Source organism: uncultured Roseobacter sp. (assembly GCF_947495025.1).
GTDB lineage: Bacteria > Pseudomonadota > Alphaproteobacteria > Rhodobacterales > Rhodobacteraceae > Roseobacter.
This window is the reverse complement of record NZ_CANLXG010000001.1, coordinates 632,941-659,922: the sequence shown is the minus strand read 5'-3', so window position 1 is coordinate 659,922 and position 26,982 is coordinate 632,941. Positions and strand designations below refer to the sequence as shown.

The window sequence follows — 26,982 nt, the reverse complement described above, 5'->3', positions numbered from 1 at the left end:
AGAAAAACAGCGTTTTGCGCGCGATTTTACGCTGTTTCGAGAGCCGCAACGCCAGGAAGCGTCTTTCCTTCCATCCACTCCAGAAACGCGCCGCCCGCGGTGGAGATATAGGTGAAATCCGCGGCGGCACCGGCCTGGTTGAGAGCCGCAACAGTGTCGCCCCCCCCGGCAACCGAGATCAGTGTACCGGCTCTGGTCTGGCGCGCTGCATCTGCCGCCGCAGCATTCGTGGCCATGTCAAAGGGCGGGATCTCAAAAGCGCCCATCGGGCCGTTCCAGATCAGCGTTTTCAGGCTCGCAAAAGCATCCGAAACCGCGCTGACGCTCGCGGGGCCGGCATCGAGGACCATCTGATCCGCATCAAGCACCGTGTCGGGGCCAAGTGCCACCACCGCGTGATCCGCGCCGGCTCTGAATTCGCGCGCGACCAGGCCGTCCACAGGCAGCAGCACGCGGCAGCCGCTCTTTTCTGCCTGTGCCATAATCGCCCTGGCTGTTTCGACGAAATCGGGTTCCTGCAGGGAGGCACCGAGCTGCGCCCCCTGAGCGGCAAGGAACGTATTCGCCATACCCCCGCCGATCACCAGCAGGTCGAGACGTCCTACAAGGTTTTCCAGAAGGGCGATCTTGGTTGATACCTTTGCCCCGCCCACAACCGCGCCCACAGGACGTTCGGGAGCAGACAAAGCCGCTTCGAGCGCGGAAAGCTCGGCCTGCATCAGGCGTCCGGCGCACGAGGGCAGCAGGTGGGCGACACCGGTTGTCGAGGCGTGTGCGCGGTGAGCTGCGGAAAAGGCGTCGTTGCAGAAGATGTCGCCAAGAGTGGCGAGAAACTTTGCCATGCCGGGATCGTTTGCTTCTTCACCGGCGGCAAAACGGGTGTTTTCCACCAGCACAACCGATCCGGTGGGCAGGGCTGCCAGCGCTTCCGGATCGGGGCGTTCAACAAAGGTGACCTCCTGACCCAGGGCTGCTTCGAGGGCGGGCAGGGTGACGCGCAGCGACATCTCGGGAACATACTGGCCTTTGGGGCGGCCAAAGTGGGCCAGCAGGACCGGCAATCCGCCAGCGCTCAGGATATCCCGGATGGTCGGCACGATCCGGTCGATCCGTGTGGTATCGGTGACTTTGCCATCCTCAACGGGGACATTGATGTCGACCCGCACGAGGACCCGTTTGCCGTTCAGATCCATATCGTCCAGCGTTTTCCAGCTCATCATCGTCTCCTGTTCTGCGGTTTCGCCCTGTTTTGCGCTTATCCGGCCAGAGGTCAATGGACCTGCTTGGCAATCGCGGCGCCACAGCTTAGGTACTGTGCCAAGCATTCAGACAAGGAGCGCCCAATGGCCGAGATCAAAGACCCTGAAAACACAATACTGATGGAACTCAAGGGCGGAACTGTCACCATCCAGCTTCTGCCTGATGTGGCACCGAAGCATGTGGAACGGATGAAGGAGCTTGCGCGGTCAGGTCAGTACGACAACGTGGCATTTCATCGTGTGATCGAAGGGTTCATGGCGCAGACCGGCGACGTACAGCACGGCGATATGGAAGACGGGTTCAACCTGCGCATGGCGGGCACCGGTGGCTCTGATATGCCGAATGTCCCCGCAGAGTTTTCCAAGATACCGCATGCTCGCGGTTCCATCGGCGCGGCGCGCTCGGCCAATCCGGACAGCGCCAACAGCCAGTTCTTTATCAACTTCAAAGACAATGATTTCCTCAACGGCCAGTACACCGTGTACGGCCAGGTGATCGAGGGCATGGAGCACGTCGATGCCATCACACGCGGCGAGCCGCCCGCGGAGCCCGACCGGATGATCTCAGTAAAGGTGGCCGCTGATGCGTAAGGTCGTCGCCGCCGCCGTGATGCTGGCAGCAGGACCTGCGCTGGCAGACGGCATTCAGATCACTGTCGCAGGCGAGGCCAACGGCACCATCGTGATCGACCTGCTGGAAGACGTCGCACCCCAGCACGTTGAGCGCATTACAACGCTGGCGGCGAACGGTGCCTATGACGGTGTGGTTTTTCACCGCGTGATTGATGGTTTTATGGCACAGACCGGTGATGTCCAGCACGGTAAACTGGGTGGTGATATGCGCCGCGCAGGCACAGGCGGCTCGGATATGCCTGATCTGCCAGCGGAGTTTTCCGAAGTACCCTATGACCGGGGCGTTGTTGGTATGGCGCGCGCGCAGAACCCGAACAGCGCCAACAGTCAATTCTTTATCATGTTCAATGAAGGCTACTTTCTGAATGGCCAGTACACTGTTGTCGGACAGGTGACAGAGGGTCTGGACGTTCTTGATGCCATCAAGCGTGGTGACGGACCCAATGGCGCCATCATTGGCCAGCCTGACGTTATGCAGACGGTCGTCGTAACAGACTGATACCGGATCACTTTGACACAGTGAACGGCAGGCCCGTTGCGGGGTCTGCCGTTTTTCATTGCCGGGGCGTGGACAGATGGTGTTGGATACATCACGGGAATGCCGGGGGTGATATGCAGAAGAACTCAGTGTCCGTCATGGGGCACGAAATGGCCTGGACCGAGACCGGCAGCGGACGACCGGTCGTGTTTCTGCACGGCAACCCCACATCATCCTACCTGTGGCGCGATGTGATGCCCGAAGTGGCACACCTGGGACGCTGCATCGCCCCGGACCTGATCGGCATGGGTGACAGTGCAAAACTGCCCGACGCTGATGCGAATACCTATACTTTTGAGACCCACAGCCGGTTTCTCGCCGGGTTCATGCGGGCGCTCAATCTGCAGCAGGATGTTGTTCTGGTGATCCACGACTGGGGCTCGGCGCTGGGGTTCGACTGGGCCTTCCATAACCAGGGGGCGGTGAGCGGTATCGCCTATATGGAAGGCATTGTCATGCCGCTGCCGCGATGGAGCGATTTTTCCAGCGCCGCAACCCCGGTGTTTCAGGCGCTTCGGTCTGACGCGGGCGAAGAGATGATCCTGGACAGGAACATTTTTATCGAGCGTATCCTGCCGGGGTCTGTCCTGCGGGAGCTGACGTCTGATGAGATGGATGAATACCGGCGGCCTTTCCTGCGGCGCTGGGACAGGTTTCCGACCCTGACATGGCCCCGGCAGATCCCCATCGAAGGGGAGCCGCCCGAGGTCGTTTCGCGCGTACAGGCGTATGCCGACTGGTTGCGCGGCAGCGATCTGCCGAAGCTTTTTGTAGATGCTGATCCTGGCGCGATTCTCATCGGCGATCAGCGCGCATTCTGCCGGTCCTGGCCGAACCAGCGCGAAGTGCAGGTGTCGGGTATCCATTTTATTCAGGAAGACAGTGGCAGGGAAATTGGCCGGGCTGTTGCATCCTGGATCAGTGACACAGGAATCTGACGGGGCGGCTCGTACCTTGCGCCGATGCGGACTGAGGCAACCCGACCGGGCAACTGCCGTGTGCGATGTTCAGATCACAGGCCCGGCAAACTCCGCCCGACAAAAAAGGGCGCCGCGAAGACCGCAGCGCCCGATTGTCTGAACGTCTGCCCGGCTCAGGAAGCGGGGTTTGGCTTGGCCGCCGGCGCGGTCTTGGCACCTGGGTTCAGCGGGTCATCCTGACGCTGCACGGAACCTTCAAAGTGCGCGCCGCTTTCGATCGCGATGGTCTTGTGGATGATGTCACCCTCCACCCGCGCGGTCGATGTCAGGCGAACCTTGAGGCCGCGGACCCGGCCAACGATACGGCCGTTGATCACCACGTCATCCGCGACAACCTCGCCCTTGATCGTAGCGCTTTCGCCGATGGTCAGCAGGTGCGCGCGGATGTCGCCCTCGACCGTGCCCTCAACCTGAATATCGCCGGTTGTTTTCATATTGCCGGTCACGTGCAGGTCCGAAGACAGAACCGAGGCAGGGGGCTTTGGCTTGGGGGCCGTCGCTTTGTACTCGGTCGGCTTGGGCGTTGCGGGCGCAGAGGATGCGGCCGGTGCCGGAGTGTCTGTCTCGCCCTGCTTGGGGCCCGGTTCGTTGATTTTGCTCTTAGAAAACATCTTTTGCAGCCTTGATATAGATCATTGGGTTTACAGCCTTACCACCGACACGCACTTCGTAGTGGAGGTGCACGCCGGTCACCCGTCCGGATGCTCCCATATCACCAATATGGTCCCCGCGCGAGACCCTTTGCCCAACTTTAACGCGTATTTTTGACAAATGCGCATAGCGTGTCTCGATCCCGAAGCTGTGGCGGATTTTCACCAGGCGACCATAGCCCGAGGCCCAGCCTGCTTCGGTGACCACACCATCGGCTGTCGCCAGCAGATCAGTGCCAAGCGGGGCGGCGAAATCCACACCCCGGTGCATACGCCGTCCCCCGGTTTTCGGGTCGCGCCGGAAGCCATAGCTGCTGGTAAAGCGGAACGCCTGCGCCACCGGCAGGGCAAAGGGCACTTTCTCGGCGGCGATCCGGTACATGTTCAGCTGGTCCATCTGGGTCAGCAGGCGGTTGGCACGGATCATATCGGCAGTGGGTTCAGAGCCGCTGCTGGAAAAGGAGAGGGGGGTCAGCGGGCCGCCCTCGCCGGAATAGCCGCGGCGCACCTCATCCATTATGCGCTCTGTCGGCAGGCCGGCCTGACGGAACATCTTGTCCAGAGGTTCGACCGAGATTGTCATGGCTTCTTCGAGCTGTCGGAAGATCTGATCGTTATCTTCCTTCATCAGGGCAATCTCGAGCGCCAGTTCGTCGGCGTGCCGCAGTGCCTCCTGCGCATCTGCCACAACCTGATCCCGCTCTGCGGCTGTTCTGGACAGCGCGTCCGCGAGGAAGTCGACCGGGGCACCGGTCGTTGCTGCGGCGACGGCGGTCTGTTGCGCATCGTCCCCTGTTTCGTCCTGCAGCGCGGCCAGAGCCCGGCGGGCCGTTTCGCGTTCGCGCATGGTCTCGCGCAGGGCAGACTGAATGACCTCGATCCCGGTTTCCAGCTCGTGCCGGCGGGTTTCCGAAGCGAGCAGCTGTGACTGCATCACGGAAATCTGGTCCAGTGCGGCGTTGAACCGTTCCTGTGCCGCGAGCGCTTCGGCAGCGCGGCTGTCGCGCTGTGCCGACAGATCATTCAGGCGCGACAGATAGGTTGTCTGGTCCCGTTTGGCCTGTTCCCGGAAATTCCCGGAACCGATGCTGTCCATCAGGATAATTGCCGTGGCGATAATCGCCCAGGCGACAAGGGCGGCCCCGCCGGCAAAAGCGACAAGCTGTGTCCCGGGGCGCAGCCGGATGAAACGGGTATCGGCGTCAGACTTCAGAAACACCCTGCGTTCAGGAAAGACCCGCTCGAGCAGTGCGTGTGTTCTGATGGCCAGCCGTGTGCGCACAAGGCAATCCTTATTCCGTTTCTGCAGCGGACCGGCCTTCTGCGGGCCAGTCACGTGTCCCCGGCAAGTGATTAACGAGCCATCGGTCTGCGGGCAAGCAGCATTAACCTCCGGGCATCAACCTGTCGTTGAATGTTGCAAAATGGGCAAAAAACTGCCGAAGAACACTGGTCTGAGCGCTCAGACCTCTTCGGTCAGCGGCCAGTAAAAGTCTGGCGGGATACCGGCCTCGGCGCGTTTTTCCTCGTTGAACGGCGGCTTGAGCGGACCGTGGAAGTATTTGCGGACGAGGGCGTGAAAACGCTCCTTCGGGTCCTCGTCATGGCGACCGCACAGAAAATGGAACCATTTGGAACCATAGGCCACATGGGCGACTTCCTCGGCATAAATCGTCTCAAGGGCGGCAACGGCGGATGCAGCATCCGCCTTACGAAAGACCTCGATCATTCCAGGCGTCACGTCCAGACCGCGCGCCTCCAGCACCATCGGGACAACAGCCAGCCGCCCCATGAAATCTGACGCTGTGTCTTCGGCAGCACGCCACATACCTGCATGTGCGGGCAGGGCGCCATAATGGCTGCCAAGTTCTTCAAGACAGTCGCACATCAGGTTGAAATGTTTGGATTCTTCGTCTGCGGCTTTGACCCAGTCATCGTAAAACCCCAAAGGCATGGGAACATGCGCAAAGCGTGCGATCACGTCCCAGTGCAGGTCCACCGCGTTCAGTTCGATATGGGCGACCGCATGCAGCAGGGCGATGCGCCCCTCCGGTGTGCCAGGCCGGCGGCGTGGCACATCCCTGGGGCTCAGCAACTCCGGCTGCTCCGGGCGTTCGGGATGCATCGGCGGGGCGGCACGGCCGATTTCCGGTGTCTCGCCTCGGTCGCGCGCGGCCTGCCATTCTGCGGCGTACTGGCGGGACAACGCGGTTTTGGCGCGTCCGTCTGCGGTGCGCAGCACGGCCTCGGCCATCTGCGCGAGCGGCATCACAGTGCGCGTACCGCGTCCAGAACGGCCTCGGCGTGACCGGGCACTTTTACCTTGTTCCAGACCTGCGCCACTGTGCCGTCGGCTGCGATCAGATAGGTTGTACGCTCGATGCCCATGTATTTCTTGCCGTACATGTTCTTTTCTTTCCACACGCCGTAGTCCTCGCAGACTGTGCCGTTTTCATCCGACAGCAGCGGGATGGTCAGATCGCGTTTGGCAGCGAATTTCTCATGGCTGGCGAGGCTGTCCTTTGAGACACCGAACACTTTTGCACCCGCTGCCTCAAAATCTTCGCGGCTTTCGGAAAAAGCGATGCTTTCCTTGGTGCAGCCCGGCGTGTCATCACGCGGATAAAAGAAAAGGACCACCGGCTGACCCCGCAGCGCAGAGAGGGTGACCTCTTCGCCACCGGTCGCGGGCAGGGTAAAGTCAGGAGCGGTCTGTGAAATCTCTGGCATAACGGTCTCTTGGGTTTTCAGGAATGGTGTCAGATGACATAGTAGGTCAGGGCTGGGATGAGCCAAGCCCCGGACCGTCAGAAACCGCTTTTTAGCACACCGCAAGGCACAGGCCAGCACAGTTTTGACCAGCGCGCCACCCTCACAGGAAATCAGGCCAGCCCGCCGGCGGGCGCGGCGTGCTTTGTTGTGGTGCGTGGTCTTTCTGGCCATCGTTACGGGCGCACTTGCGGGCGGTGTATGGTGGCTCAAGGGACGGGAGGTTGCTGCACCGGACTGGCTGCGCCTGCAGATCGCAGAGAGGCTGCAGACTGCTGTGCCGGAAGCCACGGTGTCTTTCGGTGACCTGGTGCTGGTGCTGGACGATGAATGGCGACCGCGCGCGACGGTGCGCAATGTGCGGGTGACGACGCCGGACGGTGTGGATGTCATCGGTTTTTCCGAAATGCGGGCGGGCGCATCACTGGATGCGCTGCTGCGCGGACAGCTTGAACCCACGTCACTTGATGTCAGCGGTGTCTTTCTGGCACTGCGCCGGGCGCCGGAAGGGCAGATATCGATCTCTGGTACGCAGGGGCCGGCGCAGGTGACCCGTGAAGCACCGAACCTGGCGGAGCTGGTGAGTGAACTGGATGATTTTCTGCTCCGGCCCGGGTTTGCGGGTCTGAACCGGGTCAGTCTGCAGACACTGACGCTGCGCTATGAGGACGAGCGCGCCAACCGTGCCTGGACGATAGACGGCGGCCGCCTGTCCCTGACCCGCGACGGTGACGCGCTGCAGATCCTTGTCGATCTTGCCGTACTGGGCGGTGGCGCTCAGGTGGCGACACTGGCCGCCAGTTACGCGGGTGAAATCGGCGCCAGGGCCTCCGAATTCGGTGTCACGTTCCGGGATCTGGATGCCGCCGATGTGGCCAGCCAGGGGGCAGCGTTCAACTGGCTCGGCGCGCTCCGGGCACCTATCTCCGGCGCATTGCGCGGCGGACTGGATGAAGACGGCAGCATCCGCCCGCTCAACGCCACGTTCCAGATCGGTGCGGGAGTGATTCAGCCAACGCCCGAAGCCCTGGCCATCCCGATCGACAGCGCGCGGAGCTATTTCACCTATCTGCCGGACAGCCGTACGCTGCGGTTTGACGAATTGTCTGTCGAGAGCAAATGGGGCCGCGGAACGCTCGAGGGGCAGGCTGAAATCGGCCTGCCTGTGGATGGCAGGATCGGGGACATGGTGGGCCAGGTCCGCCTCAGTGGTCTGAGCGTCAATCCGGCAGATTTCTACCCTGAACCGGTATCTGTTGCGGTCGCTGAACTGGACTTTCAGCTCAGCACCAGTCCCTTTGTGCTGCAGGTCGGGCGGCTGCAGGTCGAGGACGACGGCAATGTGGCGGTTGGCAACGGCACCATCCGGGCCGACGAGCGTGGCTGGGAAATCGCGATGGATGGCCAGATGAATGCGCTGCGTCCCGCGCGGCTGCTCGAACTCTGGCCTGAAGCGGTCAAGCCCAAGTCGCGCCGGTGGATTTCGGAAAACGTTCGGGCCGGCACCATGCGCGATATATCCGGCGCGGTGCGCCTGCGCGCTGGCGAGGTTCCCGAGACCTTCCTGAGTTTTGACTTCAGCGACGGCGAGGTGCGGTTCCTCAGAACAATGCCGCTTCTGACCGGTGCGCGGGGTCATGCGACACTGGTGCGTGACCGTTTCGTTGTGGTGGCCGACGAGGGCATCGTCACTGCGCCGCAGGGCGGGCAGGTAGATGTAACAGGCACGGCATTCATAATTCCTGACGTAAAGATCAGGGATTTTACGCCGGGTGTCGTGCGCCTGCAGGCCACGGGCGGCGTTAGGGCCGCCTTGTCACTGCTGGATCTGGAACCTCTGGAGGTGATGAAAAAAGCCGGCCGGACGCCCGGCATTGCCACCGGTACGGCGCAGGTTTCCGGGACGATTTCGGTGCCGCTGGAAAAGGGCGTTCCGCTTGAGATGGTGAATTATTATCTGACCGGTCAGATCACCGGTGTAAGGTCTGATGTTCTGGTGCCGGACCGGGTGTTGCAGGCGCCTGTGCTGGAACTGGTTGCCTCTGACGAAGAGGTCCGACTGAGCGGCAAGGGAGATCTGGACGGCGTGCCTTTTGACGTCGTATGGCGCCAGTCCATCGGCGAAGGTCCGCAACCGCCCGGGCGGATTACCGGCACAGCCGTGATCAGTCAGGAGGCTCTCGACAGCTTCCGTGTTGATCTGCCACCGGGAACCCTGCGCGGCACCGGGACAGCCGGTATCGACATCATGCTGGAGCGGGACACGCCACCGGCGCTGGTGCTTACATCTGATCTGACGGGTCTGTCGTTGTCCGTACCGCCGGTTGGCTGGAGCAAGGGGGCTTCTGTGCCGGGCGCGCTGGAGATCGCAGTCAGCCTTGGCACCACGCCGCAGGTCGAAAGCCTGAGGCTCGAGGCGCCGGGGCTGCTGGCAGAGGGTGATGTGCTGCTTCAGGAGGGCGGTGCGCTGGACCGCGTGCGCCTGTCCAGACTGCGGGTGGGCGGGTGGCTGGACGTGCCCGCGGAACTCATCAGCCGGGGTGAGGGGGTCGCCCCCGCGATCCGTGTGAACGGAGGTCGTATCGACCTGCGCCGCGCGGATTTCGGCAGCTCGGGCGGCTCCGGCCAGGCGGGTGGACCGCTGACTGTTGCGCTCGATACGCTGCAGATCAGCGACTCGATTGCGGTGCGAAACCTGCGCGGTGATTTTACCACGGGCGGGGGCGGATTGCTGGGCAACTTTACCGGGCTGGTCAACGGGCAGGCCCGCATCGCCGGTCAGGTCATTCCGGAAAATGGCCGCAGTGCGATCCGTGTTGCTGCGGATGATGCGGGCAGTGTCGTTGCGGCGGCCGGCGTGCTGAAACAGGGACGCGGCGGGCAGATGGAACTGGCGCTGCGGCCCGTGGGAACGGCCGGGGCACTGGATGGCAAGCTCCGCGTTACTGATATCAGCGTGGTCGACGCACCGGCCATTGCCGCCCTGCTGAACGCGATCAGCATTGTGGGTCTGGTGAACGAACTGGGCGGCGACGGCATCTATTTTTCAGAAGTCCTGGCCGATTTCCGGCTGACCCCTGACCGGATCACCCTGCGCGAGGCCAGTGCTGTCGGGTCGTCCATGGGCCTGTCGATGGACGGTGTTTTTTTTCCGGACAGCGGAAGTCTGCAGATGCAGGGCGTCATTTCGCCGGTTTACCTGCTCAACGCGATCGGCCGGGTGGTGTCGCGGCGGGGCGAAGGCCTCTTTGGGTTCAACTATTCGATCCGGGGAACGACGCAGAATCCGGAGGTTTTTGTGAACCCGCTCACCGCACTGGTGCCGGGCGGTATCCGTGACCTGTTCCGGGCGCCCAGACCCGAGGTGCCTCTGGCCGAGGGAGAGGAGCCGCCCCCGCCCGAACCGAGGCGACGCCCGCCACCGAATGTCAGCGGCAGCGATCGCTGACCGGTAAACGGCTCTGAAGGGCAGGCGGGTGGTTTTCCGCCGTTGATCTTCGCGGCACTTTTGGGCATGTGCATGCATCATCACCCCGGTACCGGACGTGCAGTCAACAGTTCAGGACGACAACATCCCGTGAAACTGACCGATTTCGATTTTGAGCTGCCTGATGAGCTGATCGCCACTCGGCCTGCCGTACCGCGCACATCAGCAAAACTGCTGGTGGCGGGAGACGGGCAGATTACGGACAGCGTCGTGTCCTCGCTGCCGGACTGGCTGCGGCCCGGCGACAGGCTCGTACTGAATGACACCAGGGTGATCCCTGCGCGTCTCGAGGGGCTGCGACATCGTAACAGCGCACAGGGAGATACTTCCGCCCGGATTGGCGTCACGTTGCTGGAACCGCAGCCGGACGGGTGCTGGAGCGCGCTGATCAGACCGCTCAAGAAAGTGAAACCCGGTGAAGAGATTGTCTTCAGTGATGCGCTGCGTGCCACCCTGGAGGGAACGGTCGATGGGCAGGGAATGCTGCGCTTCAACCTGTCGGGCGATGATTTCGACGCGGCCCTGAATGCGGCGGGTGCGATGCCTCTGCCGCCCTATATCGCGGCAAAACGGCCCGCGGACGCGCGGGACAATGAGGATTATCAGACGGTTTTCGCGCGCAACCGGGGCGCTGTTGCGGCTCCGACGGCGTCGCTTCATTTTGACGAAGCGCTTCTGGCAGAGATTGCAGCGCGCGGGATCAGTTTCAGCCATGTCACCCTGCACGTCGGCGCGGGGACGTTTCTGCCTGTCAAAGTCGATGATGTGACCACGCACAGAATGCATGCAGAATGGGGGCGGGTCAGTCCACAGGCGGCGGCCGAAATCGCCCGGACAAAGGCTGCCGGTGGCAGGGTGATCCCGGTGGGCACAACAGCGCTGCGCCTGATTGAAACCGCGGCACAGAACGGCAGTATCGAGGCCTGGGAGGGTGATACGGATATCTTTATCTATCCGGGCTTCACATTTCGCGTGACAGATGCGCTGATGACAAATTTCCACCTGCCCCGGTCCACGCTGATGATGCTGGTGTCTGCGCTTATGGGTCAGCAGCGGATGCGGGACATCTATGCCCATGCCATCGATCGGAAATATCGTTTCTTCTCCTACGGCGATTCCTCGCTGCTTATTCCGGACAAACCCTGAGGCTCCAATACGACCCATTGCGTCGCGCACGGGCCTGAAATAGGGCGGGAAAAACGACACAACGGACTGAGTCGTACCACCGCGACGGACTATGGAGACCGCGCATGCTACAGGTTTTATCCAGCGCCTGGGCCCTGCTTCTGGGCATGTGCCTGCTGATGGTCGGCAACGGTATGCAGGGCACGCTGCTGGGCATCCGTGGCGAGATTGAGGGCTTTTCGACATTCGAGATGTCGGTTGTCATGTCCGCTTATTTTGTCGGTTTTCTGGGCGGCTCGCGCATGGCGCCGGGCATGATCCGGCGCGTCGGTCACGTGCGCGTTTTCGCAGCCCTCGCCTCGCTGATCTCTGCCGTCATGATCATATATCCCACGCTGACCGAGGTCTGGGTCTGGACGCTGGGTCGCGTGCTGATCGGATTCTGCTTTTCAGCCGTTTACGTGACTGCGGAAAGCTGGCTGAACAATGCGGCCACCAATGCAAACCGCGGTCAGGCCCTGTCGCTTTACATGATCGTCCAGACGGCGGGCATCGTGCTCAGTCAGGCGCTGCTGCTGGCTGCGGATCCGTCAGGCTATGTGCTCTTTGTCATACCGTCAGTGCTGGTTTCCATTGCCGTTACACCGATCCTGCTGTCGATCAGTCCGACGCCCGCATTCGATACCACAAAACCAATGAGCCTGCGCGGGCTATATGGGTTTTCCCCGCTGGGGTGCGTGGGAATGTTCCTGCTGGGAGGTGTGTTCTCTGCACAGTTTGGCATGGCACCGGTTTACGGTGCCAAGGCAGGGTTGAGCGTGGCGCAGATCTCCACCTTTGTTGCGACGTTTTTTGTGGGCTCAATGGTCCTGCAGTATCCCATTGGCTGGATCTCTGACCGGATTGACCGGCGCTTTCTGATCCTCATTGTTTCTGCGATCGGCGTCGCGGGATCGCTGCTTGGCATGATGCTCGGCAGCAATTTCACACTGCTGCTGCTCTCGGCCTTTGTTGTGGGGGGCATGTCGAACCCGCTTTATTCGCTGCTGATTGCCCACACCAATGACTTTCTGGAGCATGAAGACATGGCTGCCGCTTCAGGCGGGCTGATCTTTATCAACGGGCTGGGCGCCATCGCCGGGCCACTGATCACCGGCTACATGATGGATGTTGCGGGCCCCGGAGGGTTCTATCTCTTTACGGCTGTCCTGTTTGCCGCGCTGGTGGCGTATGCCGGCTACCGGTCAACCGTCGCCAGGCCGGTCCCGGTGGACGAGACGGGTGCGTATGTTCCGGTTACGCCTGCTTCTACATCACTGGCCGTGGAATATGCCCAGGAATACGCCATCGAAGCGGAACTTGAGGCGGAAAAAGCGGAAAACGAGAGCTGATTATGTCGCAATGTCGTAATTTGTGAATAGGTCAGAGCAGTACAAAAAAGCTACACTCCCTGTGGGGATGTTGTGAACGATGGAGTTGATATGGTTGATCCTCAGGACATTCTGAAATTCTGGCTCGACGACGTGGGGCCCGATGGATGGTATAACGCGACACCCGAACTCGATGCACAGATCCGCAGGAAGTTTGGTGACGCATGGGAAGGGGCCTGCGAAGGCCGGTATTCCCTCTGGCTGACGTACCCGACCGGTGCACTGGCCTACATCATTCTGACAGACCAGTTTCCCCGCAACATGTTCCGCGATACCGCCGGGGCATTTTCCACAGACCGGATCGCACTTGCCGCGGCCAAGTCGGCGATCAACAAGGACTGGGACATGCGGATCGATGAACCGGCGCGCCAGTTCTTCTATCTGCCGCTGATGCACTCTGAAAACCTGTGTGACCAGGACCGGTGTGTGCGTCTGATGTGCGAGCGGATGCCAGAGTACGGACGCAGTAATCTCCTGCATGCGAGGGCCCACCGGGCGGTTATCCGCCAGTTCGGGCGTTTCCCGACGCGCAATGCCGCGCTGGCGCGCACTGATACCGCGCTGGAAGCAGAATATGTGGCCCGGGGCGGATACGGGAACACCGTGCGCGCACTTCAGAACGAGACTGCAGCGGCCTGACAGGCGGATTGTCAGCGCCGGCAGAGAGGGTGCGCATATGTCGCGGCCCCCTTCGTGTTGAAGCGTCTTCGGATATAGTTTAATGGTAAACTATATTTCTGACACTCAACGTGCGAGGACATCTCATGGCGGCGAAATCCTTTGATCTGATCGTGATAGGCGCAGGGCCCGGTGGCTATGTTGCGGCAATCCGCGGCGCCCAGCTGGGCATGTCTGTCGCCATCGTCGAGCGTGAGCATCTGGGCGGTATCTGTCTCAACTGGGGCTGTATTCCAACCAAGGCAATGCTGCGGTCTTCAGAGGTTTTCCATCTGATGCACCGGGCCAAAGAGTTTGGTCTGAAGGCAGACAATATCGATTACGATCTGGACGCTGTTGTGAAACGCTCGCGCAAGGTTGCGGGCCAGCTGTCCGGTGGCATCGGCCACCTGATGAAAAAGAACAAGGTGACGGTCTTTATGGGCGAGGCCACCATCCCGGCAAAGGGCAAGGTTTCGGTCAAGGGCGACAAGGGTACAGAAGAGCTGACTGCGAAAAATATCGTTGTTGCGACAGGCGCACGCGCCCGGACCCTCCCGGGTCTGGAGGCCGACGGTGATCTGGTCTGGACATACAAACACGCGCTGCAACCCAAACACATGCCGAAAAAGCTCCTGGTCATCGGCTCGGGCGCGATTGGCATCGAATTTGCGAGCTTCTACAACACGCTGGGCGCAGACACGACCGTCGTCGAGGTCATGGACCGCGTGCTGCCTGTCGAAGACGCTGAAATCTCTGCGTTCGCGAAAAAAGCGTTTGAAAAGCAGGGCATGAAGATCATGCAGAAGGCGATGGTCAAACAACTTGACCGGGCAAAGGGCAAAGTGACCGCGCACATCGAAGTGGGTGGTAAGGTCGAAAAACACGAGTTTGACACCGTCATCTCTGCTGTGGGCATCGTTGGCAACACAGAAGGCCTGGGTCTCGAAGAGCTGGGCGTCAAGATTGACCGCACGCATGTTGTCACGGATGAATTCTGCCGGACGGGTGTCGACGGGCTTTATGCTATCGGTGACATCGCTGGTGCCCCATGGCTGGCACATAAAGCGTCGCACGAAGGTGTCATGGTTGCTGACCTGATCGCAGGAAAACATGCGCATCCGGTCAAACCCGAGACGATTGCAGGCTGTACCTACTGCCATCCGCAGGTTGCAAGTGTGGGTTATACCGAGGCGAAAGCCAAGGAACTGGGATACGATATCAAGGTCGGGCGCTTTCCCTTCATCGGGAACGGCAAGGCCATTGCCCTGGGCGAACCCGAGGGCATGATCAAGACGATTTTTGATGCGAAAACCGGTGAGCTGCTTGGCGCGCATATGGTTGGCGCAGAAGTCACGGAACTTATTCAGGGGTATGTGGTCGGCCGCCAGCTGGAGACCACCGAAGAAGATCTGATGAACACAGTCTTCCCGCACCCGACGCTGTCAGAAATGATGCATGAGAGTGTGCTGGATGCCTATGACCGCGTGATCCATATGTGATCCGGCCAGAAAGGTACGGGACAAAGAAAAAGCGGAGCCGGAGCTCCGCTTTTTTTGTTCCAGCCAGCTGAAAGGGGATCAGCTTTTGCGGCGTGACCGCATCGCACCCAGGCCTGCAACGCCGCCCAGCAGCAGCAGAGCGGAGGCTGGCAGTGGCACAGCAGATACCGAAGTCACGACAATTGCGTCGATGTCAAAGCCATCGGAAGACGCGGTGCCTGCAAAAGTCGATTTCGAGATGTCGACGAAACCAAGGAACGAGTAGGTTCCCGCGAAAGACACTGTCGAAGTGGTGCCGCGTGTGCCATCGTCGATGCCGCCCTGGTTGTCAGCGGTGCCCAGGATATCAAAGTTGATACCGTCATTCGATCCAAAGATACGAACCGCTTCCTTGTGGGAAGACGATCCGCCACCATTGGTGATCTCGATCACTGTGGCAGCGCCGGTGATGACCGGGTCAAATTCCAGCACGAGCGAACCGTTCAGGCCCAGCGAGAAGAAATCGTTGTCGCCCGAGCCGATGCCGTTCTCAAAGACTTCAATGTTGCCGGTGTCGAGGCGGTCAGCGGCGCCGCTGCAGGTGATTGTGCCGGCCTGCGTCAGTTCACTGCCTGTGCCGCCACAGTCCGAATCGATGCCCACAACTGCTGCACCCGCAGTACCGCCGAGCAGCATGGATGCTGTAAGCGCGCCAAAAAAGAGGGATTTCGTTGTCATTCCGTTACTCCTTACGACCCGGCGGCTGCACAAATATTCTGTGATCGCCGGAACCAATTACCCTGATGTCAGCGCTGGCTATCAGACATTCAGCACCTTGAAAAGATTTCCGAAGATTTTAGTGAATTTTTCATCTTTGGGTGGAACGACTTGCCTGACGTGCGCTCGTCGCGGTCTCTTTCAGGGCCGGATGCCAATTGCCACTGCGGGTGGCTTCTGACATCAACCGGGGCAGGGAGAGACCGGATGCAGAAGACACCCTGGGGACTTGTTCTGGCGTTGTGGGGTGCAGGCCTCGGTGCGGCGGCCCAGTACGGCAAATTCAGTGCGACTTTTGATCAGCTGCCAGCCCATTATCCGGATGCCGGCAACGCACTTGGCCTGATCGTATCAGCCGTTGGCATCCTGGGTATTTTCTGTGGTGTTGCCGCAGGCCTGCTGGTGGCGCGTGTCCGGTACAGGCGCGCACTGCTCTGGGGTCTCTGGGTCGGCGCAGGCATCTCGGCGTTCCAGGCGTTTCTGCCGTCGTTGCCATGGATGCTGGCCAGCCGTGCGCTCGAAGGGTTGTCGCACCTGGCGCTCGTTGTTGCTGCACCAACCCTGATTGCGCAACTCTGTGCACCCGCGGACAGGGGGCTTGCGCTGACGCTGTGGGGTACCTTTTTCGGCGTGGCCTTTACCGTTCTGGCATGGGTCGGCCTGCCGCTTGTGGCTGTCGGGGGGCTGCCCGCGCTGCTGGTGGCCCACGCGCTGTATATGGCCGGGTTTGCCCTGTATCTTGGCCTGCGGCTCAGGTCGCTTGACCTCGACACAAAACCGCGGCCTTTCTCGTTGCCGGGTCTGCTGCGTGAACATCTGGTGATCTATGCGTCCCCCAGAGTGTCAGCTCCCGGCCTCGGGTGGCTTTTTTATACGTTTTGTTTTGTCTCTGTGCTGACGGTCCTGCCTCCTTACATTTCGCAGGACATCCGCGCTTTTGTCATGGGGGCGATGCCGCTGGCGAGCATCGGATCGTCGATGACAGCAGGTGTGCTTTTGTTGCGTGTGATGCCTGCCGTTGGTGTTGCAGTGGCCGGATTTGCTGGCAGTGCTCTTTGCATGGTCTGGCTCTGGGCTGATCCGGGTGGGGCTATGGCATGCATTGCTCTTGCTGCCTCGATGGGCCTGATCCAGGGCGCGAGCTTTGCAGCCGTTCCGCAGCTCAATGAGACCCCGGCCGCTCAGGCGCAGGCGAATGGGGCTATGGCTCAGATGGGCAACGTCGGAAACACCCTTGGTACGCCTGTTATGGCCATAACCACCGCCGCCGTCGGGTATTCCGGGCTGCCCCTGCTGGCGGGGGCGGCTTTTGTGGTGGGCGGAGGTGTGCACCTCTGGCTGTCCGCACGCCGCAGGCGCCGCTGACACCGCAGTCCGTTGGCGCATGCAGGTCCCCGTCCTTCAGGCCGATCGCACCACCCCCCGGACAGGAGTTTGCAGGAACTGTACAGAAAGGATTTGCATCGGGACGAATATTGTTCTCTGTATGTTCTCATTTTCTGATTGGCTATCGGAGACAATCCACCTATGTGAGGGTGGTGCACCTTGGGGGTGAAAATGGCAGAGCTGAAAAACATCGAAGTACGCGGCGCGCGTGAGCATAATCTCAAAAGCATCGACGTGGATATTCCGCGTGATCAGCTTGTTGTGATTACAGGACTTTCCGGCTCAGGAAAATCGTCGCTGGCTTTTGATACCATCTATGCCGAAGGGCAGCGCCGCTACGTGGAATCGCTGTCCGCCTATGCGCGTCAGTTCCTCGACATGATGCAGAAACCGGATGTTGATCATATTTCCGGTCTCAGCCCGGCGATCTCGATCGAGCAAAAGACGACATCCAAGAATCCACGCTCCACAGTCGGTACAGTGACCGAGATTTATGACTACATGCGCCTGCTTTTTGCGCGTGTGGGCACGCCGTTTTCGCCCGCGACCGGAAAGCCGATCGAGGCCCAGCAGGTTCAGGACATGGTCGACCGGATCATGGCCATGGAAGAGGGCACAAGGGCCTATCTGCTGGCGCCGATCATCCGCGACCGCAAAGGCGAGTACCGCAAGGAATTTCTGGAACTGCGCAAGCAGGGTTTCCAGCGCGTCAAAGTGGATGGCGCGTTTTACGAACTGGATGAGCCGCCGACGCTGGACAAAAAATTTCGCCATGACATCGACGTGGTTGTTGACCGCATCGTGATCCGCGAAGGGCTGGAAACGCGGCTGGCTGACAGCCTGCGCACGGCGCTTGATCTGGCAGACGGGATTTCGATCCTGGAGACCGCGCCGTCTGAGGGCGACCCCGAGCGCACGACCTTCAGCGAAAAATTTGCCTGCCCGGTCAGCGGTTTTACGATCCCCGAAATCGAGCCGCGCCTGTTTTCGTTCAACGCCCCCTTTGGTGCCTGTCCGGAGTGCGACGGTCTCGGCGTCGAGCTCTTTTTTGACGAACGGCTTGTGGTGCCGGATCAGAACCTCAAGATCGCGGACGGCGCCCTGGCGCCCTGGCGCAAAGGCAAAAGCCCGTATTTCCTGCAAACGATTGAGGCGCTGGCGAAACACTACGGTTTTAAACAGTCCACTAAATGGAAAGACCTGCCTGACAAGGTGAAACAGGTGTTTCTCTATGGTTCCGGCAAGGAAGAGATCGCGTTTCGCTACGACGAGGGGGGGCGCGTTTACCAGGTGACGCGGGTGTTTGAGGGCGTCATCCCGAATATGGAACGCCGGTACCGTGAGACGGACAGTAACTGGATCCGCGAAGAGTTTGAGCGTTACCAGAACAACCGCTCCTGCGGTACCTGTGGTGGCTATCGTCTGCGCGAGGAGGCTCTGGCGGTGAAGATTGCCGGCCTGCACGTCGGCGAAGTCGTTCAGATGTCTATCCGCGAGGCCTTTGACTGGTGCGAAACGGTGCCGGAGCACCTGACCCACCAGAAAAACGAAATTGCCCGCGCGATCCTCAAGGAAATCCGCGAACGTCTCGGGTTTCTGAATAACGTGGGCCTTGAGTATCTGACACTCAGCCGCAACGCCGGAACCCTGTCAGGGGGCGAAAGCCAGCGTATCCGTCTGGCGAGCCAGATCGGCTCCGGCCTCACCGGAGTGCTCTATGTTCTGGATGAACCTTCTATCGGCTTGCACCAGCGCGACAATGACCGTCTGCTGCTGACGCTGAAAAACCTGCGTGATCAGGGCAATACGGTCATCGTTGTCGAGCACGACGAAGAAGCGATCCGCGAGGCGGACTATGTTTTTGACATCGGTCCGGGTGCAGGTGTTCATGGCGGGCAGGTGGTCAGTCACGGACCGCCCGCAGTGATTGCCGCAGACGAAAAATCGATTACCGGCCAGTACCTGACCGGGACCCGCGAAATTGCTGTTCCCGCCGAGCGGCGCAAACGCAACAAAAAGAAGCTGCAGGTTGTCAAAGCCACGGGCAACAACCTGAAAAACGTCACCGTTGATTATCCGCTGGGTCAGTTCGTCTGTGTCACCGGGGTCTCGGGCGGCGGGAAGTCCACACTGACCATTGAAACCCTGTTCAAAACGGCTTCCATGCGCCTCAATGGCGCACGTCAGACGCCCGCACCCTGTGAGACCATCAAGGGGCTCGAGCATCTGGACAAGGTGATCGACATTGACCAGCGTCCCATCGGCCGAACGCCGCGCTCAAACCCGGCGACCTATACCGGGGCCTTTACCCCGATCCGTGACTGGTTCGCGGGTCTGCCTGAATCCAAAGCGCGCGGATACAAGCCGGGTCGCTTCAGTTTCAACGTCAAGGGCGGGCGGTGCGAAGCCTGTCAGGGCGATGGTGTGATCAAAATCGAGATGCACTTTCTGCCGGATGTGTATGTAGAGTGCGAGACCTGTAAAGGGCAGCGCTACAACCGCGAAACCCTGGAGATCAAATTCAAGGGTAAGAGCATCGCGGATGTGCTCGACATGACAGTTGAGGATGCGCAGGCGTTTTTTCAGGCCGTGCCGTCGATCCGCGAGAAAATGGATGCGCTGATGCGTGTGGGCCTGGGCTATATCAAGGTCGGCCAGCAGGCGACGACACTGTCAGGCGGTGAGGCGCAGCGGGTGAAGCTGTCGAAAGAGCTCAGCAAACGCTCGACCGGTCGCACGCTCTATATCCTTGATGAACCCACGACGGGACTGCATTTTGAGGATGTACGCAAGCTGCTGGAAGTCCTGCATGAACTGGTTGATCAGGGCAACTCGGTCATTGTGATCGAACACAACCTCGATGTGGTGAAGACAGCGGACTATATCATTGATATCGGCCCCGAAGGCGGCGACGGTGGTGGCACGATCGTGGCGACCGGCACACCGGAAGAAGTGGCCGGCGTTGCAGAGAGTTATACCGGCAAGTACCTTGGCCCGATGCTGCAGCCGCGCGATCAGGTGGCGGCGGAATAACGCGTACTGTCTCCGGAATGTCAGCTGCCAGGACCTGAAAGGCACAGGTCCAGCAGGCGGCCAAAGTCACTGGCGTCCAGGCTGTCAAACCCGGCACAGAGCGTTTCAAGTTCCGTTGCGCGTTCTGCGCCGATCACCGGGTCCGAGAAGAGGTGGAACTTTTCGGATATGTCTGCATCAGACAGTGGCTGATCAGTGTCGCCCCGCGGCGTGCAGGGTTCTGCTGATACGCGGTCGCCATTTGTGAGCTCAAACGTGACCTGCGCCCATCTTTTCCCCACGCTGATCCGGGTAAAGTGTTCATCATCAATAAGTTGTGTCGCGTTGCTGATCCTCAGAATTTCCGGATCAGCAAGGGTTTCACGGGTCAGTTCCGGCAGTCCGATCTGCCCGCGTACGATCATGGCTGCAACCGGGAATGCAATGGAATAGGCAAATTCGTCCGGCGTGGCAGGCTGGTGCCCCGCAAGCCGCGTTGCATTGTGGAAAGTGCGGATTTCAACGCCGGCGATGTTGCTGTGATGCAGATTATGAATCTGCATCAGGCTGGCCGCGGCATCAATGGCGGGGTGCGCCCAGCGACAACAGGGATAGGGCTTGTAGTGCGTATCTGAAACAAGCCGCCAGGCCTCGCCCAGATCATCCCAGAACTGTGGTGCGTCCTCACAGGTCAGGGCGGGCGCGCCGGTGAAGCCCTCGCGGGCCAGCCATGCGGCTGTCACGCCCGACGGGGCGCCCCAGCCGACACCGTCCCGCAGCATCGTTGGGTGATCAATACAGCGCATCATCTGGCTGCGCGGCCCGTGGTATTCGCCGATCCCGGCGGCATGCCGGATCTGTTCCGGAGACGCATCAAGCGCGCGTGCGCAGGCAACAGCGACGCCAACGGCTGTCCAGGCCCCGGAGGTGTGGTAGTCTGCACACATATGGTGCTGTGCCAGTCCGGCGCGATAGCTTACCTCGTAGGCGACTGCCAGAAGCACAGCAAAATCAGCACCCTGCATCGGTTTCCTTACATCTGCAGCAGCCAGAAGTGCCGGAAAAACCGCGGAGCCTGCATGGCCTTTACAGGGCGAGGTCCCGTCATGGGCATCGACGCTGTCGACTGTAAAGGCACCTGCCATCGCCGCACCAGCCGGGCTGAGCCGGTCGCCCTGCATAAGAACCCGTGCGCCACCGGCATCACCGGGGCCAAAGAGCGCGCGCGCGCCACGATGTGCAATCTGAGACATCTGTGTGGTGGATCCCACGGCAGCCACGCCCATCGTATCGAGGAGAGACCGCCGCAGGACGCGCAGGGCGTCGCCGGGAATATCACGGATCGTCAGCCCGGCGGCAAAATCCTGGAATGGTACACTCATGCGTCGCCCCTGCGGTGGATGGTGAGGGACACCGGGATCAGCTTTCGCGGCTCCGGGCGGCAAACCGCGGCAACATGGCCGAAAAGTCCCGGCCGCGTCCGCCTTCATCCTCCACGAACTGCCGGTAGAGTTCCAGTGCCGCGGCTCCCATGGGCGTATCGGCGTCGACAGCGGCGGCAGCCTGCTGCGACAGGCCAAGATCCTTGAGCATCAGTTCCGCAGCAAACCCGGGCGTATAGTCATTGTCAGACGGGCTCTGCGGCCCGACACCCGGGGCCGGGCAATAGGCGTTCATGCTCCAGCTGTAACCCGACGATGTGCTGACCACGTCAAACATTTTCTGACGGTCCAGACCCAGTTTGTCCGCCAGTGCAAAGGCTTCGCAGGTTGCAATCATCGTGGCCCCGAGGATCATGTTGTTGCAGATTTTCGCGGCCTGGCCCGCACCTGCCGCGCCACAGTGTACGGCCTTCTGGCCCATCACGTCGAAAAGCGGGCGCGCTTTTTCAAAGGCGTCGTCGCTGCCACCTGTCATGAACGTCAGCGTGCCCCCTGTGGCCCCGCCAATACCACCGGACACCGGTGCGTCGACAAACAGCACGGACGCCGCACTGGCCTCTGCTGCTACAGCGCGTGCGCTCTCTACGTCGACGGTTGAGCAGTCGACAAACAAGGCGCCTGGTCTGGCGTGGGGCAGGACGGTGGCGGCAACACTGCGCAGGACAGCGCCATCGGGGAGCATGGTGATGATTACATCGGCGCCCGTCACAGCCTCCTGTGCTGATCCGGCAACCTTGACGCCGTCGGCTGTTGTGCCTGCGGTGTCAAAGCCGGTGACGGCATATCCTGCGGCGGCCAGGTTGGCAGCCATAGGCGCCCCCATGTTTCCCAGTCCGATGAACCCTACGGTTGGTTGTGTCACGCGTGTTTCCTCCAGCTTCAGCGCTGCCGCCCCCAGCGGGCGCAGCATTTTGCTGATCTCGCTGACCGGAACGGACTGTCCGGCATACTGCCACTTCGGTTGGCGGTCTTTGTCAATGATGGCGGCGCGAATTCCTTCGAGAAAGTCACCATGTTCCATCGAACGGGCTGTGAACCGGTATTCCAGATCCAGCGCTCTGCCGATACTGATGGACGGTCCGCGAAGCCGGTGCAGCAGCTCAACCGTAACCGCCATCGACAGCGGGCTGTTCCGTTCCATGGTGCGCAGAGTATCCCGGGCAAACGCGCTGTCTTCGCTGCGCAGGCTGTTGAGAATATCGGTGAGGGACTCTCCTGCAAAATGGCGGTCTATGTCGTCGGCACCGGCTGCCAGCGCTGAGGCGGGCAGGGGCTTTGCAGAGGCTTCGATCACAGACACATCGCCTGTCTGTTCCAGCTGCCGGATCAGTTCGGGCCAAAGATCTTCGGGTATGTAATGGTCCGCAAAACCGGCATGCACAGCATCTGCGGCGGACATCCGGGTGCCTGTCACGCCCAGGTATTCACCCAGCCGGCCGTCTGCCAGCGCCAGCATCAGCGTGGCACCCACATCTGGGATCAGCCCGATCCCGCATTCCGGCATTGCGATGGCCGTCGTGTCGCCGGCGATACGGTGCGTCCCGTGACAGCCTATCCCGACACCGCCGCCCATCACAAAGCCCTGGAGAAACGAGACCACAGGTTTGGGCCAGGCAAAAATTGCGGCGTTCAGGCGGTATTCGTCGGCCCAGAACGCCTGGCCATAGGCAAAATCACCCGCGCGACCGGTCTGATAAAGTTCGGCAATATCCCCACCGGCACAGAAGGCGCGGTCACCTGCGGCATCAATGACGACCAGCCGGATTTCCGGATCGTCGCGCCAGGACTGCATGGCGTCAGCTATCGCGCGGCACATGTCCCAGGTCATCGCGTTCAGCGCGTCGGGTCTGTTCAGGGTAATCCGGCCTGCATGTCCGGTCCGGCGGATAAGAATATCTGTCATCCCGTTTTTCTAGGGGAGCGGTGGACTGTCAGCAACCGAATCAACCGGCGTGACTGGCAAAAATAAGCGGTGGTCCGGCCGATTGTTTCCGTTGTGGAAAACTGACGACGGGAGTCCGTTCCGGAATCGCTACTTTGAGGCGAAAATCTGGCGCAAATTTGCCACTGTTTCTTCACAATACGGGGAATTTTTGTAAACCGGGATCACGGTTAATCTGCTAAGTATATGAAAAATATATATAATGATTTTGGCGAGGGGAGTGTCCCGATATGAAAGAAATTGCGGCAAAATTATGCTCATGTTACGTATCGCCGGGTAACCAGTATGTAATGACCCCTAATCAGGTCCATACGTGATTTTAACGAGAAGGACATACCAATGATCTTCAGGCATCTGGCAGTTGGGGCGACTGCACTTACACTGATGGCAGGTTCCGCTACTGCCGCCACATTCGAAGGCTCCACAGCCGGCCTTTTCCTCGGGTTTAATTTTTTCGACGGTGATTCCGCCAGCAGGCCGACGGCGTCTGACTGTACCACTGCGGGCTGCAAATCCGTGTCCTGGGGCAATCTGGAAGAGCCGGATGCGCCCACAACGCTGACCCGCACACGGCCTGCATCGTCGGACCGCAGCGTTATGACATTCCGCGACACGGACTTTTCTGCGGATCTGGAAGGCGACAAGGTAAAGGTCGATGTTGCGTATATCGACTGGTACAACGCCGAATGGTCAAATTTTGATGATCTTTTTGAGCTGAACGCCGAGTTCGAGTTCGGGATGACAAGCCCGGCATCGCTCACCAGTTTTGACCTGTTCACTCTCGTGATCGGTACAACCGGCAACGACAGCGCATCCAACGATGATACTGCGACACTCGCAGGTTTCGAGGACTTCCGTCTCGGAACGCCGCTGAACCTGACGCGCGGCTATGTGCTGTCCGGCTTCTCATTCTCGGTGCTGGGCGACGGCGGTGTTGACGGCGACGTCTGGAGCACACAGGAAAACCGTTCGAGCACTCTGGTGATCTCGGCGCATATCGAAGCCGTGCCGCTGCCTGCAGCTGGCTGGCTGCTGATTGCCGGTGTTGGCGGACTGGCCGCGATGAAGCGCCGGCGCAAAAACGCTTCCTGAGCACGACCGACATTCTGACAAAGCAAGCGGCTCCTTCGGGAGCCGCTTTTTTTCGTTCTGAACCGGACGGGCATGCAACCGGACTCTGAAGCATTGAAAAAATCCTTGCGGGTTGCCCGGGGCGGTATCTGATGGGTGTTCCCGGTCGCAGTCCGTGCGGCAATCTGAAATGCATCAGCGATTCAAATACTGGCAGGAGTGGGACCGGCTGAAGAACCGGTGACCTGACTGGAAGCAAACCATACCGGCGCGCGCCGGGTGTTGGTACCATGCGCTTTGTCACGCCCCGCAAAGTCCAGGCCCGGGGTCAACCGGCGTCCGGAGCGCAGGACCTGACCTGCAGTGACAGACGAGGGATGCGGCATGATTTTCGCCATGCGCGCAGCCACCAACGGGCGATCCGGACACCGAGCCGTTTCTTCTGAGCGCCGGGAATGCCGGAACTCTAGCCATGCCCGAAGTGCTTGTGATCGCTGGGATCAGGCACCCAGTGACATGGTGCAGCGGAAGGGTTCTTTGTTGAAGGCGAACCCGGGAAAGTAAAAGGTGTCTGCCTGTGTGTCGCGCTGTGGTACGACGACAGATCTGTGCATTGTGCTTCTGCCCCTCGGAGTGATGGCCATGGCGCGCCGGTGCCGGGCTGCCACGCATATGCACCTGGTGAAAGACGGCATCGGAAAACAGAAAAACGCGGCCCCGTCGGAGCCGCGTTCTGTCTGTGTCTGTCAGCGCGCTGCAGTCACGCGCAGCCTGTGAGACTTACTCCATCACCGGGATGGAGAATTCGCCGCCTTCTTTGATGCCCGACGGCCAGCGGGCCGTGACGGTTTTGGTGCGCGTGTAGAATTTGAAGGCGTCCGGACCGTGCTGGTTCAGGTCGCCGAACACCGATTTCTTCCAGCCGCCGAACGTGTGGTAGGCGAGCGGCACAGGGATCGGGACATTGACGCCAACCATGCCAACGTTCACGCGGTTTGCAAAGTCACGTGCCGCATCTCCGTCACGGGTGAATATCGCGGTTCCGTTTCCATATTCATGGTCCATCGCAAGGCTGAGCGCTTCTTCATAGGATTGTGCCCGGACGGTCGTCAGAACGGGTCCAAAGATTTCCTGTTTGTAGATGTCCATGTCTTTGGTGGCATGGTCAAAGAGATGCGGCCCCACAAAGAACCCGTCCTCATAGCCCTGAAGGCTGAAATTCCGACCATCCACAACCAGCTTCGCGCCCTGATCAATCCCGGTCTCGACCAGACGTTCAATGTTGGCCTTGGCTGCTGCTGTGACGACGGGTCCGTAGTCGACGTCATTGCCGGCGGTGTAGGGGCCGACTTTCAGCTTCTCGATCCGCGGGACCAGTTTTTCGATCAGCCGGTCCGCGGTATCGTCGCCGACAGGCACCGCAACAGAGATCGCCATACAGCGTTCGCCCGCAGCACCATAACCCGCGCCCACCAGCGCGTCCGCCGCCTGATCCATATCGGCGTCCGGCATGATGATCATATGGTTTTTGGCGCCACCGAAACACTGCACGCGTTTACCGTTCGCACAGCCGGTGCCATAGATGTATTCCGCAATCGGAGTGGAGCCGACAAAACCGATCGACTGGATCACGTCGTGATGCAGGATGGCGTCCACGGCTTCCTTGTCGCCGTTCACAACCTGCAGGATGCCTTTGGGCAGACCGGCTTCTTCCATCAGTTCGGCCAGCATCAGCGGGACCGACGGGTCACGCTCAGACGGCTTGAGGATGAAGGCGTTGCCACAGGCGATGGCTGGCGCAAACATCCACATCGGAATCATGGCGGGGAAATTGAACGGCGTAATGCCTGCGGTGACACCCAGTGCCTGGCGCATCGAGTACATGTCGATACCCGGGCCCGCGCTGTCGGTATATTCACCCTTGAGCAGGTGCGGCGCGCCGATGCAGTACTCCACCACTTCCAGCCCGCGCTGCACGTCGCCCGCCGCGTCGGGCAGGGTTTTGCCGTGCTCACGGCTCAGCGCTTCGGCCAGCTTGTCCATGTCCCGGTTCAGCAGGTCCACGAATTTCATCAGCACCCGCGCACGGCGCTGCGGGTTGACTGCTGCCCATTCCGGCTGTGCCGCGGCGGCGTACTCAACCGCCTGGGCAACTTCGGCGTTCGAGGCGAGCGGCACCTTTGCCTGAACCTCGCCGGTCGCCGGGTTCATTACATCAGCAAAGCGCCCTGATGTGCCCTTTACATGTTCGCCATTCAGATAGTGCGTCAGTTCCTGCATGTCTCTCTCCCGGAATGTCTGGCCTGCTTGCAGCGCAGGCGGTTCAGGTCGGACCATAGTCTT

The 26,982-nt window shown here is 60.5% G+C and carries 20 protein-coding genes and 1 pseudogene; 11 read left to right on the top strand and 10 right to left on the bottom strand.

Annotated elements, in window-relative coordinates:
• Positions 1-26: 26 nt before the first annotated feature.
• Positions 27-1,217, bottom strand: a complete 1,191-nt coding sequence (gene pgk / locus Q0792_RS03215) for a phosphoglycerate kinase (RefSeq protein ID WP_298836355.1) — start codon at positions 1,215-1,217, stop codon at positions 27-29.
• Positions 1,218-1,343: 126 nt separating this feature from the next.
• Between pgk and Q0792_RS03210 the strand changes: the two genes are divergently transcribed.
• The 3 genes from Q0792_RS03210 to Q0792_RS03200 all read left to right on the top strand — a co-directional run bounded on the left by Q0792_RS03210 (position 1,344) and on the right by Q0792_RS03200 (position 3,368).
• Positions 1,344-1,850: a peptidylprolyl isomerase gene (locus Q0792_RS03210; protein WP_298836352.1), complete on the top strand. Its 507-nt coding sequence runs from the start codon at positions 1,344-1,346 to the stop codon at positions 1,848-1,850.
• A complete protein-coding gene (locus Q0792_RS03205) occupies positions 1,843-2,391 on the top strand; it encodes a peptidylprolyl isomerase (protein WP_298836350.1) in 549 nt (182 codons plus the stop codon). The genes Q0792_RS03210 and Q0792_RS03205 overlap by 8 nt, the downstream gene beginning before the upstream one ends.
• 113 nt (positions 2,392-2,504) lie before the next feature.
• On the top strand, positions 2,505-3,368 hold the full coding sequence (locus Q0792_RS03200) for a haloalkane dehalogenase (protein ID WP_298836348.1): 864 nt from the start codon (positions 2,505-2,507) through the stop codon (positions 3,366-3,368).
• A gap of 155 nt (positions 3,369-3,523) precedes the next feature.
• Here the strand turns inward: Q0792_RS03200 and Q0792_RS03195 are convergent, their stop codons facing one another.
• The 4 genes from Q0792_RS03195 to bcp all read right to left on the bottom strand — a co-directional run bounded on the left by Q0792_RS03195 (position 3,524) and on the right by bcp (position 6,790).
• Positions 3,524-4,021: a polymer-forming cytoskeletal protein gene (locus Q0792_RS03195; protein WP_298836346.1), complete on the bottom strand. Its 498-nt coding sequence runs from the start codon at positions 4,019-4,021 to the stop codon at positions 3,524-3,526.
• Positions 4,011-5,342, bottom strand: coding sequence for a M23 family metallopeptidase (locus tag Q0792_RS03190; RefSeq protein WP_298836344.1), 1,332 nt, complete (start codon positions 5,340-5,342; stop codon positions 4,011-4,013). The genes Q0792_RS03195 and Q0792_RS03190 overlap by 11 nt, the downstream gene beginning before the upstream one ends.
• A 180-nt stretch (positions 5,343-5,522) precedes the next feature.
• Entirely contained in the window at positions 5,523-6,332 is an 810-nt protein-coding gene (locus tag Q0792_RS03185) for a ferritin-like domain-containing protein (RefSeq protein ID WP_298836342.1), read from the bottom strand.
• On the bottom strand, positions 6,329-6,790 hold the full coding sequence (gene bcp, locus Q0792_RS03180) for a thioredoxin-dependent thiol peroxidase (protein ID WP_298836340.1): 462 nt from the start codon (positions 6,788-6,790) through the stop codon (positions 6,329-6,331). Before bcp ends, Q0792_RS03185 begins: the two co-directional genes overlap by 4 nt.
• A gap of 124 nt (positions 6,791-6,914) precedes the next feature.
• Between bcp and Q0792_RS03175 the strand changes: the two genes are divergently transcribed.
• From Q0792_RS03175 to lpdA, 5 genes are all read left to right on the top strand, one after another.
• On the top strand, positions 6,915-10,277 hold the full coding sequence (locus Q0792_RS03175; protein WP_298836338.1) for a hypothetical protein: 3,363 nt from the start codon (positions 6,915-6,917) through the stop codon (positions 10,275-10,277).
• 129 nt (positions 10,278-10,406) lie between these two features.
• Positions 10,407-11,462 (top strand): tRNA preQ1(34) S-adenosylmethionine ribosyltransferase-isomerase QueA, encoded by a 1,056-nt coding sequence (gene queA, locus Q0792_RS03170; RefSeq protein WP_298836336.1) that lies wholly within the window; start codon positions 10,407-10,409, stop codon positions 11,460-11,462.
• Positions 11,463-11,566: 104 nt separating this feature from the next.
• The gene (locus tag Q0792_RS03165) at positions 11,567-12,832 is read left to right on the top strand and encodes an MFS transporter (protein WP_298836334.1); all 1,266 of its coding nucleotides are present in this window, start codon (positions 11,567-11,569) and stop codon (positions 12,830-12,832) included.
• Between the two features lie 90 nt (positions 12,833-12,922).
• Positions 12,923-13,510, top strand: coding sequence for a DUF924 family protein (locus tag Q0792_RS03160; protein WP_298838585.1), 588 nt, complete (start codon positions 12,923-12,925; stop codon positions 13,508-13,510).
• Between the two features lie 125 nt (positions 13,511-13,635).
• Positions 13,636-15,030, top strand: a complete 1,395-nt coding sequence (gene lpdA, locus Q0792_RS03155; protein ID WP_298836332.1) for a dihydrolipoyl dehydrogenase — start codon at positions 13,636-13,638, stop codon at positions 15,028-15,030.
• A gap of 78 nt (positions 15,031-15,108) precedes the next feature.
• On the opposite strand, the gene Q0792_RS03150 is transcribed toward lpdA, so the two are convergent.
• Positions 15,109-15,747, bottom strand: a complete 639-nt coding sequence (locus tag Q0792_RS03150; protein ID WP_298836305.1) for a VPLPA-CTERM sorting domain-containing protein — start codon at positions 15,745-15,747, stop codon at positions 15,109-15,111.
• Positions 15,748-15,993: 246 nt separating this feature from the next.
• On the opposite strand from Q0792_RS03150, the gene Q0792_RS03145 reads away from it, so the two are divergent.
• Positions 15,994-17,151 (top strand): MFS transporter, encoded by a 1,158-nt coding sequence (locus tag Q0792_RS03145; protein WP_298836303.1) that lies wholly within the window; start codon positions 15,994-15,996, stop codon positions 17,149-17,151.
• Between the two features lie 192 nt (positions 17,152-17,343).
• Positions 17,344-20,205: an excinuclease ABC subunit UvrA gene (uvrA, locus tag Q0792_RS03140; protein ID WP_298836301.1), complete on the top strand. Its 2,862-nt coding sequence runs from the start codon at positions 17,344-17,346 to the stop codon at positions 20,203-20,205.
• 20 nt (positions 20,206-20,225) lie between these two features.
• On the opposite strand, the gene Q0792_RS03135 is transcribed toward uvrA, so the two are convergent.
• The 3 genes and pseudogenes from Q0792_RS03135 to Q0792_RS20110 all read right to left on the bottom strand — a co-directional run.
• A complete protein-coding gene (locus tag Q0792_RS03135; RefSeq protein ID WP_298836299.1) occupies positions 20,226-21,566 on the bottom strand; it encodes an MmgE/PrpD family protein in 1,341 nt (446 codons plus the stop codon).
• A gap of 37 nt (positions 21,567-21,603) precedes the next feature.
• Positions 21,604-22,536: a 3-hydroxyisobutyrate dehydrogenase gene (mmsB, locus tag Q0792_RS20115; RefSeq protein ID WP_367276765.1), complete on the bottom strand. Its 933-nt coding sequence runs from the start codon at positions 22,534-22,536 to the stop codon at positions 21,604-21,606.
• Positions 22,519-23,529 (bottom strand): annotated as a pseudogene (locus tag Q0792_RS20110) (enoyl-CoA hydratase/isomerase family protein); the annotation flags it as partial. The gene mmsB and the pseudogene Q0792_RS20110, both read right to left, overlap by 18 nt.
• 378 nt (positions 23,530-23,907) lie before the next feature.
• On the opposite strand from Q0792_RS20110, the gene Q0792_RS03125 reads away from it, so the two are divergent.
• Complete coding sequence (locus Q0792_RS03125) at positions 23,908-24,660, top strand: VPLPA-CTERM sorting domain-containing protein (protein WP_298836295.1); 753 nt, start codon at positions 23,908-23,910, stop codon at positions 24,658-24,660.
• Positions 24,661-25,419: 759 nt separating this feature from the next.
• Here the strand turns inward: Q0792_RS03125 and Q0792_RS03120 are convergent.
• Positions 25,420-26,919, bottom strand: a complete 1,500-nt coding sequence (locus Q0792_RS03120; RefSeq protein WP_298836293.1) for a CoA-acylating methylmalonate-semialdehyde dehydrogenase — start codon at positions 26,917-26,919, stop codon at positions 25,420-25,422.
• Positions 26,920-26,982: the final 63 nt, after the last annotated feature.

Bases quoted from the DNA above. Each gene is read 5' to 3' on its own strand.
- Q0792_RS03145 (WP_298836303.1), top strand. From the start codon at position 15,994: ATGCAGAAGACACCCTGGGGACTTGTTCTGGCGTTGTGGGGTGCAGGC.
- Q0792_RS03165 (WP_298836334.1), top strand. From the start codon at position 11,567: ATGCTACAGGTTTTATCCAGCGCCTGGGCCCTGCTTCTGGGCATGTGC.
- Q0792_RS03210 (WP_298836352.1), top strand. From the start codon at position 1,344: ATGGCCGAGATCAAAGACCCTGAAAACACAATACTGATGGAACTCAAG.
- pgk (WP_298836355.1), bottom strand. From the start codon at position 1,217: ATGAGCTGGAAAACGCTGGACGATATGGATCTGAACGGCAAACGGGTC.
- Q0792_RS03200 (WP_298836348.1), top strand. From the start codon at position 2,505: ATGCAGAAGAACTCAGTGTCCGTCATGGGGCACGAAATGGCCTGGACC.
- Q0792_RS03205 (WP_298836350.1), top strand. From the start codon at position 1,843: ATGCGTAAGGTCGTCGCCGCCGCCGTGATGCTGGCAGCAGGACCTGCG.
- lpdA (WP_298836332.1), top strand. From the start codon at position 13,636: ATGGCGGCGAAATCCTTTGATCTGATCGTGATAGGCGCAGGGCCCGGT.
- Q0792_RS03195 (WP_298836346.1), bottom strand. From the start codon at position 4,021: ATGTTTTCTAAGAGCAAAATCAACGAACCGGGCCCCAAGCAGGGCGAG.
- Q0792_RS03125 (WP_298836295.1), top strand. From the start codon at position 23,908: ATGATCTTCAGGCATCTGGCAGTTGGGGCGACTGCACTTACACTGATG.
- Q0792_RS03135 (WP_298836299.1), bottom strand. From the start codon at position 21,566: ATGAGTGTACCATTCCAGGATTTTGCCGCCGGGCTGACGATCCGTGAT.
- mmsB (WP_367276765.1), bottom strand. From the start codon at position 22,536: ATGCTGCGCCCGCTGGGGGCGGCAGCGCTGAAGCTGGAGGAAACACGC.
- Q0792_RS03150 (WP_298836305.1), bottom strand. From the start codon at position 15,747: ATGACAACGAAATCCCTCTTTTTTGGCGCGCTTACAGCATCCATGCTG.
- uvrA (WP_298836301.1), top strand. From the start codon at position 17,344: ATGGCAGAGCTGAAAAACATCGAAGTACGCGGCGCGCGTGAGCATAAT.
- Q0792_RS03160 (WP_298838585.1), top strand. From the start codon at position 12,923: ATGGTTGATCCTCAGGACATTCTGAAATTCTGGCTCGACGACGTGGGG.
- Q0792_RS03120 (WP_298836293.1), bottom strand. From the start codon at position 26,919: ATGCAGGAACTGACGCACTATCTGAATGGCGAACATGTAAAGGGCACA.
- bcp (WP_298836340.1), bottom strand. From the start codon at position 6,790: ATGCCAGAGATTTCACAGACCGCTCCTGACTTTACCCTGCCCGCGACC.